This is a genomic window from Pseudaeromonas pectinilytica (assembly GCF_054780855.1).
Genome location: NZ_BAAGVN010000109.1, coordinates 38,037 through 53,634 on the forward strand (window position 1 = coordinate 38,037; position 15,598 = coordinate 53,634).

Here is a 15,598-nt window from a genome sequence, read left to right on the forward strand (position 1 = left end):
CATAAAAGCAGAGGCGGCTTAGGCCGCCTCTGTCTTATCTGTGCGCCGATGTACTGGCGCGGAGTAGCATTAGAATTATTGCTCGATACCGACGATGAGCCAGGGAGCGTTGGCGGTGCGCAGATCCCGCTCCAGATGCCAGACTTCGGCGATATCTTCTTCAATGCCTTCGACCGCATCGCGATAGCGGCCTTTGAACTGGACACTGATTTGCGCCAGATTTGGATTGTGCTCGGCACGAACCAGTTCGGCATCGACAAACATCACGTCAGTGTGTTGCTCACCCGCATAATTCTTCCGCTCCTCAACTAGGCCATTGTAGAGTTCTGGCGTGACGTACTCCTGGATCTTGCTGAAGTCGTTACGATTCCAGGCCTCTTGCAAGGTGCGATAGTGATCCCGAGCGCCATTGAGGAACTGCTGCAAATCAAAACCAGCGGGCAGATTAAACGGCACATCGTTGTTAACGCCGGTGCTGGCTTGCGGGGCCGCACTATCAGCATCGCGATTAAATGCTGGCGATGGGGTCGGTGGCACCGAGCCTGCAGGCGAATACGCGGCGGCTGGTTGTCGGGCCATAGCCCCATTTTTTGCCTGGCTCATGCTGCGGAATAGCTTGAAGGCCAAGAAGGCAACGCCGGCCATGATCAGCATGTCCATGATTTGCAGCCCTTCAAAGGCTCCGCTACCGAACATCCAGGCCAGCAGACCACCCGCTAATAGGCCACCCATTAAACCGCCCAGCATCCCTTTTTTAGCGGCGCCGGCCGCGGGTTGGTTCACCCCTGGTTTGGCGGTATTCACTGGTTGAGCCTGTGGAGCCGGGGCGGTGCGATAACTCTTGCCAAAAGAGCGCTTGCCTCCGAACTTGGCGGCATTGGCATCTGCGGCAGTCAGTGCGAGCGTCAGGCTCACTAAAAACACACCGAAGAAGGTCCATAATTTTTTCATCGAATTTGCCCTGTGGGTTGGAATGACGTTACCCATGCTACGGAGCGTAGCTCCGCTGTCAATTCTGTTTGTCCATGGCCTCCTGTTCGGTTTTTTCGATTAAGATGACGTTGCACTGTCTGCCCTTGTTGGGGAAGGTGTTGATTCCTACCTTTTTCCACATTTCGAGATGATTCGGCGTATGCCATGGTGAATAACATCCTTGCGCATAGGACGACGCGATTTTAGCAACGAAAAAATCGGCGACGAGCATCTGCACTCCTGCGGTCTTGGGTGACGGCAGCGCTGAGGGAGAGTTTTCGGCAATCGAATCGGCACAGGACTTTTCGAAGCTGCGAAAAAGGCCGATAATGGCTGCCCTCTCCAGATTCGGTGTTAGTCGTAATGGCGCAGCCTTCCTCCTCCAGCAAGAAAGATCCGCGACTCGAACAGCTCAAGATGCCGCCTCATTCGTTCGAGGCTGAGCAATCCGTACTGGGCGGTCTGATGCTGGACAATGAAGCCTGGGACCGGGTGGCGGAGCGGGTGTCGGCCCATGACTTCTACAGTCGTCCGCACCGCATGATTTTCTCCGCCATGACCCGCTTGTCCGAACAAGGGCAACCGATCGATCTCATCACGCTGCAGGAAGAGTTGGAGCGACATGAGCAGATTGATGACGTCGGCGGCTTTGCCTATCTGGTCGAAATTGCGAAAAACACCCCCAGTGCGGCCAATATCAGTGCCTACGCCGAAATAGTCCGAGAACGGGCTGTGGTGCGTGAGATGATCTCGGTGGCGAATGATATCGTCGAATCCGGTTTTGATCCTCAGGGCCGCAATGCCGGTGAGTTGCTGGATGAGGCCGAGAGCAAAGTCTTCAAGATCGCTGAGTCCCGCAGCAGTGCCAGTGATGGCCCGCAACCGCTGAAGGTGGTGCTGGAGAAGACGGTCGACAAGATTGAAGAGCTGTTCCGGAAACCGCATAACGGGGTCACCGGTGTCTCGTCTGGCTACTCGGATCTGGACAAGATGACCTCGGGTTTCCAGCCCTCGGATCTCATCATAGTGGCGGCTCGACCCTCAATGGGGAAAACCACCTTTGCCATGAATCTGGTGGAACATGCCGCACTGACCCAGGATAAGCCTGCGGTGATCTTCTCGCTGGAAATGCCTTCCGAACAGATCATCATGCGGATGCTCGCCTCCTTGGGGCGCATCGAACAGACCCGGGTCCGGACCGGGCAGCTGGATGATGATGATTGGGGGCGACTCTCTTCCACCATGGGCATGTTGCTGGAAAAGGGCAAAATGTACATCGATGATGCCTCCGGATTGACCCCAACTGAACTCCGTTCCCGGACCCGGCGCATTGCCCGCGAGCATGGCGGTATCAGTCTGGTGATGATCGATTATTTGCAACTGATGCGCGTGCCTTCCTTGAGTGAAAACCGGACGTTGGAAATTGCGGAAATTTCCCGTTCATTGAAGGCTCTGGCCAAAGAGCTGCAAGTCCCGGTGATTGCCCTTTCCCAGCTGAACCGGAGCCTGGAGCAACGGGCGGATAAGCGGCCTGTCAACTCGGATCTGCGGGAATCGGGCTCCATCGAGCAGGATGCCGATCTCATCATGTTTATTTACCGCGATGAGGTTTATCACGATGACAGCCCCGATAAAGGGGTTGCCGAAATTATTATCGGTAAGCAACGGAATGGCCCGATTGGTCGGGTGCGTTTGACGTTTCAGGGGCAGTATTCTCGTTTCGATAATTATGCCGGCCCCGCTTACGACGACGATTACTAAGGACAAGTCATGCAAGCAGTAACGGCGCAGATCAACACCCAAGCCCTCAAGCACAATCTGAAGGTGGTGCGTGCCCAGGCACCTGGTGCCAAAGTGGTCGCCGTGGTGAAAGCCAACGCCTATGGACACGATCTGCTGACCGTTGCCCGAACCCTGCACGATGCCGATGCCTACGCGGTCGCGCGGATTGAAGAGGCATTGACCCTACGCAGCGGTGGCATCGTCAAACCGGTGATCATGCTGGAGGGTTTTTTCAGTGCCGATGATCTGCCGGTGTTAGCCGCCAACAATCTGCAGACCGCCGTGCACTCCTGGGAACAACTGGAGGCGCTGGAGCGGGCTGATCTGCCACAACCGATCCGCGCCTGGATGAAGCTTGATACGGGCATGCACCGCTTAGGGGTTCGCCCAGAAGAGGTTCCTGCGTTTTATGACCGCTTGGCGCTGTGTAAAAACGTGGTGCAGCCCTTCAATTTGATGACCCATTTCAGCTGTGCCGATGAGTTGGACAATCCGGCGACCCGGGAACAGATCGATCTGTTTAACCGGTTGGCGAACAACCATCCGGGAGAGTGTGCGCTGGCCAATTCAGCGGCTGTGTTGGCGTGGAAAGATGCCCATGCGGATTGGATTCGGCCGGGGATCATGCTCTACGGGATCTCGCCCTTTCCGGATCGGATCGGCGCGGATCATGGCCTGCAACCGGTCATGACCCTGAAAAGTAATCTGATCGCGGTACGGGATGCCAAAGCCGGGGAAAGTGTCGGTTACAGTGCCAACTGGACGGCGGAGCGCGATACGCGCCTAGGTGTGGTGGCGATGGGATACGGCGATGGCTACCCAAGAATGGCACCGAACGGGACACCCGTGCTGGTCAATGGTCGTCTGGTGCCCATCGCGGGCCGGGTCTCCATGGATATGATGACGGTTGATTTAGGTCCGGATGCGACGGACGTGGTGGGAGACGAGGTCATCCTGTGGGGCGAGGGATTGCCGGTCGAGCGAGTGGCCGAGCAGGTGGGGACCATCCCCTATGAGCTGGTGCTCAAGCTGACCTCGCGGGTCAGTCTCGATTTTATTTAGCACCGCGCTGGTGGATGTGAGTCTGGACCAGAGTGAAAAGGCGCGAATGATTCGCGCCTTTTCTATGGGAGTCGTCCAGATGAGAGCCGTCTAGAGATTGTCGTCCTGATCTTCTTTGGGCGGCTGTTTGAAGCGTAAGGTGCCGGGAGTCCAGTAGAAGTAGAACCAGGGCTTTTCCAGTTGCCACTGCGGGAAAATGATCTCGACGCTATTATCCTGCTTCTTGTAGATGGAGGTCTGGATATTGATTTGGGAGACGATGAGACAACCAATCAATGCCACGAATCCCCACTTGATAAGTTTACCCACGGTCGCTCCATGCCTTGTTTATCATCAAATACCAGTGTGTCGGGAGTCCGTCCCGATAGGTGTTACTCAAAACAAATTTCGATCGTGGCCCGGCCATATTCACTTTCAAACGGCATGAGCAGCTTGGTGCTATCGGTTTTATGAGAAATGGTATGACTGGGACCTGAGACAACCACAGGGCTGGCCATGTTGAAGTCATAGCCCTTCTCAGCCAGCATACGCTTGGCGCCGCCTGTGACCATGTTGGTGATTTCACCCACCATGTCGGTGACTTCTTCGTTGATGGTTTCTGGAGCCTCGCCCAGCATGCGACGCATGATTTCCAGAGCCAAACCCTTGTCGAAAGTAATAGAAAATGAACCTCGGGTTTGCGGCCCAACCATTCCAATCAAACCGGAAACATCGCCTCGGGCTAACTCATCATTTTTTTTACGCGGCGCCCCGGCTTTCAAATCAAGTTGCGCCATGGTGCTGATGACGTGTAGCAACGACACTAAAAAAGGGTTAACGAATTCGGCACGCATTTTTATCCTCAGTGGTAACCCAACCGCAACATCGAATCTTGGTTGGAGGGCTCTGGCGGTCGGATCTTGACCTTTGCAACATAGATTCCGCAGGGGGATTAACGTTTGCCCGGTGGACGATCTCAATTCTCGTTAAAGTTTAACATATAGCATCTAGGCAAAGCGTGACAATATTCATCCTGCGAAATAGCCAAATGGCGGAAAACTTGGCAGGCGTATCCGCGATCATGGGGCGATCCCAATGCTTTGCCGTGTCGGGTGCAGCAGGTAGAATCCCCCTTTTCCAAGGTCCGCATTCCACCTATTTGACAAGAGAGAATATGAATCTGCCCGCACTGCGTTTTTCTGTGGCCCCGATGCTGGATTGGACGGATCGCCATTGTCGTTATTTTTTACGCCTCATGAGTCAGCATGCGTTGTTGTATACCGAAATGGTGACGACGGGGGCCATCCTCAAAGGGCGTGGTGATTATCTGGCTTATAACGAGGCCGAACATCCGCTGGCCTTGCAACTGGGAGGCAGCGAGCCGGAAGAGTTGGCGCGCTGTGCAGCCCTGGCCCAGTCCCGTGGCTACGATGAAATTAATCTGAATGTGGGCTGCCCGTCGGATCGCGTACAAAACGGCCGATTTGGCGCCTGTCTGATGGCCTCGGCAGATCTGGTCGCCGACTGTGTGGCGGCGATGCGGGGAGAAGTTACGATTCCGGTCACGGTCAAGACGCGGATTGGTATCGACGATCAGGATTCTTATGAGTTCTTGTGCCAGTTCATCGATCGGGTCAGTGCGGCCGGTTGCGATACCTTCATCGTGCATGCGCGCAAAGCATGGCTCAGTGGTTTGAGTCCCAAAGAGAATCGAGAAATTCCGCCGCTGGATTACCCGCGGGTCTACCAGCTCAAGCAGGATTACCCGCATTTGACCATTTCGCTCAATGGGGGCATCAAGAGCATGGCCGAGGTTCAGTCCCATCTGCAGTATGTGGATGGTGTCATGTTGGGGCGCGAGGCGTACCAGAACCCTTATCTGATGATGAGTGTGGATGAGCAGGTGTTTGGTGATACCAGCCGGCCTTCGCTATCGCGGCACCAGGTGGTGCAGCAGATGGTGCCATATATCGAGGCCGAGCTGGCGAGCGGCAATCAGTTATCCCATATCACCCGCCATATGTTGGGTTTATTTCAAGGGGTGGTCGGTGCGCGCTCCTGGCGACGTCATCTGAGCGAGAATGCGGGTAAACGGGGTGCGGATATCCGGGTGCTGCTCGATGCATTAGCGCTGGTGCCTGATCATCCAGCGCCAATGCCAGAGCTTTGAGTGCCGGATTCTAGAGTCCGGATCGTTCCGGGTAGCGGCTCTGCGTCATCAGACCGTGGGACTCTGTGTTGACATCGGTATGGGTCTCCCACTGCTCAAAATCGGGAGACTCATCCAGTAGGGTGAGCAGGGCATCTTGCGTGATGGGGCGAGATAACAGATAACCCTGTGCCATGTGACACCCCTTCTTGATCAGCTCCTGCAGTTGCGCCTGGGTTTCGACGCCCTCCGCGATGACCTGGAGATTAAACGCCTCGGCCAGCTGAATAATTGAGTCAACCAGCTTCGGGTTTTCCAATAATTGATCGGTGTAGCTTTTATCAATTTTTAGAATATCCAGAGGCAGTGCAGCTAGGTGATTTAAGGACGTATATCCGGTTCCAAAATCATCTAGGGCGATCTCGACACCTATTTCCTTGAGTGTTTTGACCATGTTTCTCGCGACATCATCCAGCTCGACTAACGCTGTTTCTGTAATTTCGATGCCGAAGAGCGCAGGTGACAAATTATAGTGTTTTAAGAGGCGAGAGACCTCCTTCGGGTAATTAGGGTTGGAGAGTTCGGTGGCGGAGGCATTGACAGCTAAATGAAACTCGGTAAAGCCAAGCTCCTGCAATTTAGCCAAGCACTGGCAAGCCTGATTCAGCACCCATAAATCAATATCCAGAATTTGTGAAGAGTGCTCGGCAATAGGGATAAATCGGTCCGGTGGAACCATGCCAAATTCCGGATGGTGCCAGCGTAATAACACCTCGGCTCCTATTATTTTCTTGGTGATTAATGAGTACTGTGGTTGAAAGACTACCCGTAGTTGTTGCAGTTGAATGGCCGAACTTAACTCTGATTCCAGCCATTTATCTTCGCGCAGCTTGGCGGCGATCATGCCATCGAGAAGATACCAATAGTTGCCGGTATAGCGGCTAGCTTCATGTCTCGCCTGATTTGCCGACTGCATTAACTCCTCCACTCGGCTTCCGGCTTCTGGATAGCTGATAATACCGGCACTGAATCTCAGCTTTAATTCATAATTGCCAACCATCATCGGGGTTTTCATGCGCCGTGCTAATTGCTCACACAGCTGGGCGGCACTGGGTTGGTTGTCTTTCTGGGGCGGCGGTATAATAAAGGCAAATTCATCCGAACCGATACGGGCAAGGCTAACTTTGGCATTATCATACAAACGATATTTTTTCAGTAATCCCATTAATACCTGTGCGATTAATTGCAATGCCTGGTCGCCAGTGCGCGAGCCGAAAGTGTTATTAATGCCACTGAGGTTATGCATTTTTACTTGTGCCATGAAGAAGCTACTACCTTCCTGCTTGGCCTGAAAGACTCGCTTTTGCAAATATTGTAGGAATGCGCCTCGATTATTCAGGCCGGTGACCGGATCCATAAATGCAGAATGCTCCAACTCCAGCTGAGAGGCTTCCAGCCGGGAGAGCATTAAAGAGAATTGATTGCGCAGTTCTACCATTTCATCATCGGGTGGCAGTAATGGTATATGCCGAATTTCTTGTTTGGCGACTTGATGCATCAAGCGGCGCAATTTTTCCATCGGATGAACAATTACGCGACCAAGAATCCAACTGCAAAGAAATAATAATACGGTCATGCTCAACACTAGCCAAATGATCAATGCCCAGCGAATACTGTCGATGGGTGCCGTGACTATGGCTTTGGGGATCATGGCAATCAGGGCCATTCCGTCCGTCAGGTTGGCTTTTTCAATATAAAAGGAGGTGTCATTCAGGTTCACTTCTGAACTGTTTTTTATATTCTCTATTGGCATATTTTTATAGCGGGCATCCAAGGTTTTTTCTTGAATTCTATCGATAAGCAATAATTGATAACCGCTGATTTTTTCTTGCGCCTTGATGTAATCCAATAGCGGAGATAATGAATAGGTTAAAATCAGTGTGTTTGGCTCTGGCTGGTAGTTGTATGCCTTTAGCTCGGGATTGTTATTGCTAAAGCTGATGACCTGTTTAAATACAAACTGTGACAGCTCTGGTGAATAAATGAAGTCGACATAGCTCTTTTCCGCCTGGCTTTGCATCAGCTTCAGCACTGCCTTGTTGGTTGGGCTGATAGGACTGAATGGATCAATGCCATCGCCGGCCTGCAACTCCTCCTCCTGCTTATTATTGACTAATACAATTTGTAAGATGCCGGGATTGCTCTTCATCATCTGGTGAAATAACAGTTGCACCATGGGTCCGAGGTGCGAGTTTTTATCTTCTATATTTTCTGCGCTGATATAGCGGTTTACGGCTGAAGTTTGTGGCAAGAAGGCAAGATTAGCATGGTTGGTTTTAATGCTCGCATTTAAGAATGCTTGGCTGTTGCGCAATAATAATTTGAACTGGACAGCACTATTTTCCTGACTAAGGCGCTCCAGCAGGAACATGCTGTGCAGCCCGAGTGCCAGCAGCGGAAATACCACTACGGGAAGAAGAGCCAGACTGAGTTTGCTGCGAATTTTCTTCATTTCAACACCGAAAAGTAGATGGCGTTACGGATCCGGTCGCTACTGATTTTGTCAGTGTAGTATTCAGAGGCCTGAAGATGTGTTCCGCTTGGGTAGGCCACACTATCTTGTTTGATTTTGTTAGATATCTCGCTGTCATGCAGCGTGGGGGTAAAGCCTAACCGTTCACCATTGAGCCGTGCGACGTCCGGCCGCATCAGAAAATCGACCAAAAGGGCGGCCTCTGCTGGATGTGGGCTGGTTTTACTGATTGCCAGACAGTCGATCCATAACGGCGAACCTTCCGTGGGGGCAACGTAGCGCCAGTCTTGAAATTCAGACATGGATTGCAGGGAGTAAAAATCACCGCTGTAGGTCACGGTGGCGTACACCTGGGGGCTGAGTTCTGGATCCTGAATCGCGGCCAAGGAGAGTGCATACGCCAGAACATGAGGTTTTTGTGCTTTGAGCAGTTTAAAGGCCTGCTGCAACTCGCTTTGGGTATCGGTATTGATCGAGTAGCCCAAGGTTTTTAGCGCAATCGAGACCAAGTCGATCGCATCATCGATCATGATGATGTGTCCGCTCAGCTCCGGGGCTGGAGTTAACAGATCGCGCCATTGGGTAATGGGCTGTTTCACTTTGCTGGCGCGATAGGCGATCCCGACCGAGCCCCAGAAATAGGGGGCGGCATGCTGGCCACAGGCCGCTATATAGCGGGAGTCAATATGCGACTCGTTGTGGTAGCCACCGGCTGGTTTGTTCACAAAGAGTGAAGCCCAGGAGTTATTTTTCAGGGTGAAATAGTCGACGATGGCAATATCGAGAACCGGGGGATGCTCGGAGAGTAACAGCCGATTGCGGGCTTCATCGCTGTCGTAGTAGAGCTCTTTGATGGTGATGCCGGTTTCTTGGGTAAACAGGCTCTTCACTTCCGGTGCCAGGTAATACGGCCAGTTGTAGATCACCAGCTCAAGAGCCCGCAGTGACGGAGTGACAAGCATGAAAACCAGGCTGAGCCAGACGGTGCGTATCATCATGCACTCCTTGGAAGGCAGTGAGGGCCATGCTGGCATGGCCCACAGTGGAGCTGATGGCTTTACGCAACTATAGACTTTCGCGATTGCTTCCGACCTGTCAGAAACGCTAATTGACAGAGATATTCAATCGACTAGCGCTTTGTGGCTCAGAGCTCTTGCAGCAGATCCTCGACATAGCGCTCCAGCACGTGGCGACGTTGGAGTGCCATGGCGCGTCCGGCACTGGTTTGCATGCTGTCGGCGACCTTGTAGAGCTTGACAAAGAAGTGATCCAGGGCATAGGCCAGATCGTCCAGTGGGCGATGGCGAGCCAGCGGATCGAACGGGTCGAACATGGCTCTTTGCATGCGCCCCGAGGTGTAGAACACCCGTGCCAAGCCGATGGCTCCCAGGGCTTCCATCCGATCGGCATCCTGCAGCAGCTTGGCCTCCAGGGTTTCGGCGGGCAGTGCCGCAGAAAAACTATGCGCCTCGATGGCGTGGCAGGTGGCCGGGATTAACTCTGCAGGAAACCCCAGCTCGTTCAGGATGAAGACGGCTTCCCGGGCTGCGAGTCGGGAGCTCAGGTGGCGCTCGGGATGGTCCTTGGGCAGGCTGATGATGTCGTGTAAATAGGCGGCCGCCAGAAGAACCAGCTCGTCAGCCTGCTGGCCTTCGGCCTGGTTCAGCTGCTGAGCGGTTTTCCACACGCGCCGGAAGTGGGCGATATCGTGGGCCCCATCGTCCATGGTGTGGTGTTGATCGAGCCAGGATTCCAGTTGGTTTTGCCAATGCGTCAGGGTCATGCCATGCCTTGTCTGTTGTTCCAATTCACAGCCGCGCATTATCTATCAAGGCGGCGGCTAGAAACAGGCTCACCAGCACCCAGATTGGCAGTCGATAACGTCGCCAGGCCAACCAGGCGAGCAGCGGCCACAGCAGATCGGTGACCTGGGTGATGGCGCTGGTCAACAGTGGGTGGTACAGGGTGGCGACGAGCAGCCCGACTACGCTGGCATTGATGGCACTGATGGCGGCGCGAAGACGAGGCTGGGTCTGCAATTGCTGCCACACCGGGAGAATGGCTAATACCAGCAAGAAGCCAGGTAAGAAGATGGCGAGCGTTGCCACGGCGCCACCCGCCCAGGGGGCTGAGGGAACCAGCATGGCCCCCAGATAGCTGGCCAGGGTAAACATGGGGCCGGGCATGATTTGGGCGGCGGCATAGCCGTTGAGAAACTGATCGGGGGTGAGACGGTCGGCAACCCCTTGTTGCAGCAGGGGCAGCACCACATGACCACCGCCAAAGACCAGGCTGCCGGCTTGATAGTGCAGGGCAAAGAGCGACAGGTATCCGGTTCCGCTATCCAGTAGGCTGCCCGCAAACAGCAACAGAAACAGGATCAGGGACCAACGGTGGATCCGGACCGTGCCATCGGTGCTGGCTGGGGAGGGGAGAGGTTCAGGCGGTGGCGCGGCGGCATGGACTGCGGACCACCCGTAACCCACAACGCCTGCGAGCGCTAACAGCACTAACTGCAGGGCATTGCTGGGCATGAATACCAGCAACAAAGCGGTGAACAGGGCAATCAGGCGATGTTGGGGTTCACGACAGAATTGACGAAACAGGCTGACCACGGCATCCAGCACGATACAGACGGCAAACAGCTTGAGCCAGTGACCCAGGATCAGGAAGAGCGGCTGATCACTCACCAGTGCCTGAGCCTGGGCCAAGACAATCATGAGGATAAAGGAGGGCAGGGTGAAGCCGAGAAACGCGGCGATCGCTCCTGAGAGTCCCCCCCGTTGCAGGCCGATGGCAAAGCCCAACTGACTGGACGCGGGTCCGGGTAATAGCTGGCACATGGCGAGCAGATGCTGGAATGTTTCGGCGTTTAGCCAGGCGCGTTTGACCACAAATTCATCGCGGAACAGGGCGATATGGGCCATCGGGCCGCCAAAGCTCAGACAGCCCAGCCGTAAAAAGCAGATAAAGATCGAGAGCATCATCAGCTCAGCCTACGGATCGGGAGGCCAGTATATATAGCGGCGGAATATGACACCATTGTGAACCGGTTGGGGCCTGTGGTGTCAGCAGTTAGCGGGTTATTGCGCCGGGGGGAGCCGCATCATCATCTGCTGGATCAGGGTGCGAGCGGTTCTGTCCCGCACGTCGTTGGCCTTCAACGGCATATCGCTGCTGGCCTGCAACGCGGCACTCCACAGCTTGGTATCGCTCTGCCGATCCTTGAGCACCAGGGCGACCGTCCCTTTCTTGCTGACCGTGACACCGGGGTCCATGCCCAGCTTGCTGAACAGTAATCCGGCGGTATCTTCTTTTTCACCCAGCACCCCGATGGCGACCAGCACATTGGCTTCTGCGGCAGGTGCCTCCTTCAGACCCTGCGAGGTCAGGTAATCCCGGGCGGCGCTCTGGAACAGCGGCAGCCAGGGACGGCCCTGCTCCTTGCCATACAGCAAGTTGTCCGGCACCGCAAAGGTCACGGGGGACGCATAGGGCCAGTTGGCGAGCGAGGTGGCGACCAGGGTCATTTGCACCGTCGGCTCGTTGAGTGCGGCATCAGTGCTGCTGCCTGAGGAGCCGGTTGGTTGCGCGCAGGCACTCAATAGCAGAGGAAGAAGTAGAGCCAGTTTACGCATGAAGCCTCCGGGCCGGGATCTGGGGAGCAAGATGAAATTTTGTGCATGAGCATAATGCTATTGGCTGCAGCCGTCGCGTACTTTCAACGAGTATATTGAAGCGCATCAAGCCGTTACGGAAGATAGGGTCTCTGGGCTAGCCAGCACCGAATGGCACTGCGGCTGGCTTCGAAGTGGGGCTCTGGCAGGGCAGCCGGATCACACCACTGCCAACCCTCACATTTATCCGGTTCGCACAACCGCGGCTGTTGGGTCACGCCTTCGGCCAGCAGGGCGATGGAGATGTAGTGCTTGCCACAGGCGGCATGGGTCGTCAGATCGTTACTGACGGCCACAAAGCGCACGTTTTCCAGGCGGATCCCGGTTTCCTCTGCCACTTCACGGATGGCGCAGGCTTCGAAGCTCTCCCCCATCTCCAGGTGGCCCCCGGGAATGGACCAGTAGGGGGCGTGGCTGTTTTTGCGCTTGCCCAGCAGGATATGGCCGTCACCATTGACCAGGATGACGCCGATCCCGACGCGAGGATATTCAGGTTGCATGATCAGTCTCCATTCTCGGTAAGGGCGGTTATTCCAGATGATCCAGCGGCAGCGCGGTCTGCTGCTTGATTTGGCGCAGCACAAAGCTGGATCGCACCCCGGTCACCCCGTCGATGCGGGTTAACTTGTCCAGCAAGAAGCGCTGATAGTGTTCCATATCTGGCACCATGACGGTGAGCATGTAGTCGGCGTCGTTGCCGGTGATCAGCGCGCACTGCAACACCTCCGGCATCTGGCTCACCGCCTGGTTGAAGTTGTCCAGTCGTTCAGGCGTGTGCTTGTCTACTGTGACATGGATGTGGGCGGTAAGTTTCAGGTTCAGCCGCTCGGGGTTGAGCAGGGTGACATGGCCGAGGATGAGGCCCGCATCTTCCAGCGCCTTGACTCGGCGCGAGCAGGGGGAAGGCGAGAGGCCGATCTGCTCGGCCAGCTCCAGATTGCTGATGCGAGCATCCTGTTGCATCAGGGTCAGAATTTTACGATCGATGCGATCCAGCTTGAGCACTATATAACGCCTTTTGTATATGAAGGGTGAATTATTGCGCATTAATAACCGGATATGAGTTTATCTGCCAATGTGGTGCGAAAACAAGACTAACTTTGCAACCACTCACCCGCCGATCCTCGCTATTATTTCCTCACTTCCAGTGGCAAGCCCAGACCCATCCGGTCTTGCAGGCCGCCCCCTCTCTTACCGGAGATGGGGCACCACCGAACGACCCGCTTGCACCACAAGCCGGGTGGGGGCAAAGACGGTTATCGCCGGATCAGGGAAGCAGGACACGACGACGAACCAGCCTTAGTGCTGGTTTCGTTCTTTTTGCGTTCTACACAGGTGATGTTCGGTAAAAACAACACGGGACCCGCAGGTCCCGTGATGGTGAACGTCAGGCCAGCGCGGAGGCTGCCCGGTTGATCCGCGGTTATTTGGCAATCCGCTTGTATTTGGCGCGGTGGGGCTGAACGGCATCGGCACCGTAGGTCTTCTTCTTCCACTCTTCGTATTCGGTGAAGTTGCCTTCGAAGAATTCGATCTTGCCCTCATCCTGATAGTCGAGGATATGGGTGGCGATGCGGTCGAGGAACCAGCGATCATGGGAGATGACCATGGCGCAGCCGGGGAACTCCAGCAGGGCATTTTCCAGGGCGCGCAGGGTTTCGATATCCAGATCGTTGGTCGGTTCATCCAGCAACAGCACGTTGCCACCGGCTTGCAGCAGTTTGGCCAGGTGCAGACGGCCACGCTCACCACCGGAGAGCTCGCCGACCCGCTTTTGCTGATCCGAGCCCTTGAAGTTGAAGCGGCCGATATAGGCGCGACTCGGGATCTCCAGATTGCCGATCTTCAGGATATCCTGACCGTCGGCCACCTCTTCGAACACCGTCTTCTTGCCATCCATCTTGTCGCGGAACTGATCCACCGAGGCCAACTGCACCGTATCACCGAGGGTGATGGTGCCACTGTCGGCCTGTTCCTGCTCGGAGAGCAGACGGAACAGAGTCGATTTACCGGCACCGTTGGGGCCGATAATGCCGACGATGGCGCCCTTGGGAATGGCAAAGGATAGATCATCGATCAGCACCCGATCACCATAGGATTTGCGCAGGTTCTGGACTTCCACCACCTTGTCGCCGAGGCGAGGTCCTGGCGGAATGAACAGCTCGTTGGTCTCGTTGCGCTTCTGGTAATCGCTGTTGTTTAGCTCTTCAAAGCGCGCCAGACGGGCCTTGGACTTGGCCTGACGGCCCTTGGGATTCTGACGGACCCACTCCAGTTCCTTCTCGATAGACTTGCGACGCGCCGCTTCAGAAGAGGCTTCCTGCGCCAGACGAGCATCTTTTTGTTCCAGCCAGGAGGAGTAATTGCCTTCCCACGGGATACCCTCGCCGCGGTCCAGCTCCAGGATCCAGCCGGCCACATTGTCGAGGAAGTAGCGATCGTGGGTGATGGCGACGACTGTGCCTTCATAGTCGTGGAGGAAGCGTTCGAGCCAGGCCACGGATTCGGCATCCAGGTGGTTGGTCGGTTCGTCCAGCAGCAGCATGTCGGGCTTTTCCAGCAATAGCCGGCACAGAGCGACCCGGCGACGTTCACCCCCGGAGAGGTGTTTGATCTGGGCATCCCAGGCGGGCAGGCGCAGGGCATCGGCCGCGCGTTCCAGCTGGTTTTCCATGTTGTGGCCGTCGTGGGCCTGGATGATAGCTTCCAGCTCGCCCTGCTCTTTGGCCAGCTTGTCGAAGTCGGCATCCGGCTCGGCATAGGCGGCGTAGACCGCATCCAGACGGGTCAGGGCGTTTTTGAGTTCGCCCATCGCCTGTTCGACGGCTTCACGAACGGTTTGCTCTGGCTCCAGTTTTGGCTCCTGAGGCAGATAACCGATCTTGATCCCCGGTTGCGGGCGGGCTTCGCCTTCGATCTCGGTATCGATGCCGGCCATGATGCGCAGCAGGGTGGATTTACCGGCACCGTTCAGACCCAGTACGCCGATCTTGGCGCCCGGGAAGAAGGAGAGGGAGATGTTTTTCAGGATATGTCGTTTGGGCGGAACAACCTTGCCCACCCGGTTCATGGTGTAAATAAACTGAGCCATACGAATCTCGCTGTCAGCCAGAGGAAAATTCACAGGCCCGCATTTTAAACCATGGTGATTAGGGGTGAAAGCGTGGTGCGACAGCCTTTGGTGGCGCATCACATCACGGCGCCAGGCGATGGGAACCGGCTTGTGTCATCACGCCTCGCCATGCTCGGCGACTGCTCAAGCAGATGCCGACACTCAGTGACCCCGGCCATGAGAAACCTCAGCGCCATGCCGGCTATCCGGCTCGTTATTGGGTGAGTGGCTCGAAAGGATAAAAATAATCCTGATTACCACCATGATTCAGTCCTTCAGGACTACACTTAAAGGGTTCTGTTCTGGAGGATTAAATCATGGCCAGAAACAAG

The 15,598-nt window shown here is 55.2% G+C and carries 15 protein-coding genes; 3 read left to right on the forward strand and 12 right to left on the reverse strand.

Features of this window, described 5'->3' with window-relative positions:
• Positions 1–75: 75 nt before the first annotated feature.
• Together ACYVG7_RS08120 and ACYVG7_RS08125 are read right to left on the reverse strand one after the other, a co-directional pair.
• Entirely contained in the window at positions 76–951 is an 876-nt protein-coding gene (locus ACYVG7_RS08120; protein ID WP_460882677.1) for a Tim44 domain-containing protein, read from the reverse strand.
• A 58-nt stretch (positions 952–1,009) separates the two neighbouring features.
• Positions 1,010–1,204, reverse strand: coding sequence for a hypothetical protein (locus ACYVG7_RS08125; protein WP_460882678.1), 195 nt, complete (start codon positions 1,202–1,204; stop codon positions 1,010–1,012).
• Between the two features lie 131 nt (positions 1,205–1,335).
• Between ACYVG7_RS08125 and dnaB the strand changes: the two genes are divergently transcribed.
• Together dnaB and alr are read left to right on the forward strand one after the other, a co-directional pair.
• Positions 1,336–2,733 (forward strand): replicative DNA helicase, encoded by a 1,398-nt coding sequence (dnaB, locus tag ACYVG7_RS08130; protein ID WP_460882679.1) that lies wholly within the window; start codon positions 1,336–1,338, stop codon positions 2,731–2,733.
• Between the two features lie 9 nt (positions 2,734–2,742).
• A complete protein-coding gene (gene alr / locus ACYVG7_RS08135; RefSeq protein ID WP_460882680.1) occupies positions 2,743–3,816 on the forward strand; it encodes an alanine racemase in 1,074 nt (357 codons plus the stop codon).
• A gap of 90 nt (positions 3,817–3,906) precedes the next feature.
• Here the strand turns inward: alr and ACYVG7_RS08140 are convergent, their stop codons facing one another.
• On the reverse strand, positions 3,907–4,125 hold the full coding sequence (locus ACYVG7_RS08140) for a hypothetical protein (RefSeq protein ID WP_460882681.1): 219 nt from the start codon (positions 4,123–4,125) through the stop codon (positions 3,907–3,909).
• A 62-nt stretch (positions 4,126–4,187) separates the two neighbouring features.
• Positions 4,188–4,649 carry a chemotaxis protein CheX gene (locus ACYVG7_RS08145; protein ID WP_460882682.1) on the reverse strand — a complete coding sequence of 154 codons (462 nt, stop codon included), beginning with the start codon at positions 4,647–4,649 and terminating at the stop codon, positions 4,188–4,190.
• Positions 4,650–4,975: 326 nt separating this feature from the next.
• Here ACYVG7_RS08145 and dusA point away from each other — a divergent pair, with 326 nt between their 5' ends.
• On the forward strand, positions 4,976–5,965 hold the full coding sequence (gene dusA / locus ACYVG7_RS08150) for a tRNA dihydrouridine(20/20a) synthase DusA (protein WP_460882691.1): 990 nt from the start codon (positions 4,976–4,978) through the stop codon (positions 5,963–5,965).
• Between the two features lie 10 nt (positions 5,966–5,975).
• Here the strand turns inward: dusA and ACYVG7_RS08155 are convergent, their stop codons facing one another.
• The 8 genes from ACYVG7_RS08155 to ettA all read right to left on the reverse strand — a co-directional run bounded on the left by ACYVG7_RS08155 (position 5,976) and on the right by ettA (position 15,245).
• Positions 5,976–8,456 (reverse strand): putative bifunctional diguanylate cyclase/phosphodiesterase, encoded by a 2,481-nt coding sequence (locus ACYVG7_RS08155; protein ID WP_460882683.1) that lies wholly within the window; start codon positions 8,454–8,456, stop codon positions 5,976–5,978.
• Complete coding sequence (locus tag ACYVG7_RS08160; protein ID WP_460882684.1) at positions 8,453–9,475, reverse strand: polyamine ABC transporter substrate-binding protein; 1,023 nt, start codon at positions 9,473–9,475, stop codon at positions 8,453–8,455. The genes ACYVG7_RS08155 and ACYVG7_RS08160 overlap by 4 nt, the downstream gene beginning before the upstream one ends.
• 146 nt (positions 9,476–9,621) lie before the next feature.
• A complete protein-coding gene (locus ACYVG7_RS08165) occupies positions 9,622–10,260 on the reverse strand; it encodes an HD domain-containing protein (RefSeq protein WP_460882685.1) in 639 nt (212 codons plus the stop codon).
• A gap of 25 nt (positions 10,261–10,285) precedes the next feature.
• Positions 10,286–11,464 (reverse strand): chromate efflux transporter, encoded by a 1,179-nt coding sequence (gene chrA, locus ACYVG7_RS08170; protein WP_460882686.1) that lies wholly within the window; start codon positions 11,462–11,464, stop codon positions 10,286–10,288.
• Positions 11,465–11,560: 96 nt separating this feature from the next.
• Positions 11,561–12,115, reverse strand: a complete 555-nt coding sequence (locus ACYVG7_RS08175) for a DUF4136 domain-containing protein (protein ID WP_460882687.1) — start codon at positions 12,113–12,115, stop codon at positions 11,561–11,563.
• A 113-nt stretch (positions 12,116–12,228) separates the two neighbouring features.
• Complete coding sequence (locus ACYVG7_RS08180) at positions 12,229–12,654, reverse strand: nucleotide triphosphate diphosphatase NUDT15 (protein WP_460882688.1); 426 nt, start codon at positions 12,652–12,654, stop codon at positions 12,229–12,231.
• A gap of 28 nt (positions 12,655–12,682) precedes the next feature.
• Positions 12,683–13,159, reverse strand: coding sequence for an Lrp/AsnC family transcriptional regulator (locus ACYVG7_RS08185; protein ID WP_460882689.1), 477 nt, complete (start codon positions 13,157–13,159; stop codon positions 12,683–12,685).
• A 418-nt stretch (positions 13,160–13,577) separates the two neighbouring features.
• On the reverse strand, positions 13,578–15,245 hold the full coding sequence (ettA, locus tag ACYVG7_RS08190; RefSeq protein WP_460882690.1) for an energy-dependent translational throttle protein EttA: 1,668 nt from the start codon (positions 15,243–15,245) through the stop codon (positions 13,578–13,580).
• Between the last annotated feature and the right edge of the window lie 353 nt (positions 15,246–15,598).

Bases quoted from the DNA above. Each gene is read 5' to 3' on its own strand.
- ACYVG7_RS08145 (WP_460882682.1), bottom strand. From the start codon at position 4,649: ATGCGTGCCGAATTCGTTAACCCTTTTTTAGTGTCGTTGCTACACGTC.
- ettA (WP_460882690.1), bottom strand. From the start codon at position 15,245: ATGGCTCAGTTTATTTACACCATGAACCGGGTGGGCAAGGTTGTTCCG.
- ACYVG7_RS08155 (WP_460882683.1), bottom strand. From the start codon at position 8,456: ATGAAGAAAATTCGCAGCAAACTCAGTCTGGCTCTTCTTCCCGTAGTG.
- alr (WP_460882680.1), top strand. From the start codon at position 2,743: ATGCAAGCAGTAACGGCGCAGATCAACACCCAAGCCCTCAAGCACAAT.
- ACYVG7_RS08165 (WP_460882685.1), bottom strand. From the start codon at position 10,260: ATGACCCTGACGCATTGGCAAAACCAACTGGAATCCTGGCTCGATCAA.
- ACYVG7_RS08125 (WP_460882678.1), bottom strand. From the start codon at position 1,204: ATGCTCGTCGCCGATTTTTTCGTTGCTAAAATCGCGTCGTCCTATGCG.
- ACYVG7_RS08160 (WP_460882684.1), bottom strand. From the start codon at position 9,475: ATGATGATACGCACCGTCTGGCTCAGCCTGGTTTTCATGCTTGTCACT.
- dnaB (WP_460882679.1), top strand. From the start codon at position 1,336: ATGGCGCAGCCTTCCTCCTCCAGCAAGAAAGATCCGCGACTCGAACAG.
- ACYVG7_RS08175 (WP_460882687.1), bottom strand. From the start codon at position 12,115: ATGCGTAAACTGGCTCTACTTCTTCCTCTGCTATTGAGTGCCTGCGCG.
- ACYVG7_RS08180 (WP_460882688.1), bottom strand. From the start codon at position 12,654: ATGCAACCTGAATATCCTCGCGTCGGGATCGGCGTCATCCTGGTCAAT.
- ACYVG7_RS08120 (WP_460882677.1), bottom strand. From the start codon at position 951: ATGAAAAAATTATGGACCTTCTTCGGTGTGTTTTTAGTGAGCCTGACG.
- chrA (WP_460882686.1), bottom strand. From the start codon at position 11,464: ATGATGCTCTCGATCTTTATCTGCTTTTTACGGCTGGGCTGTCTGAGC.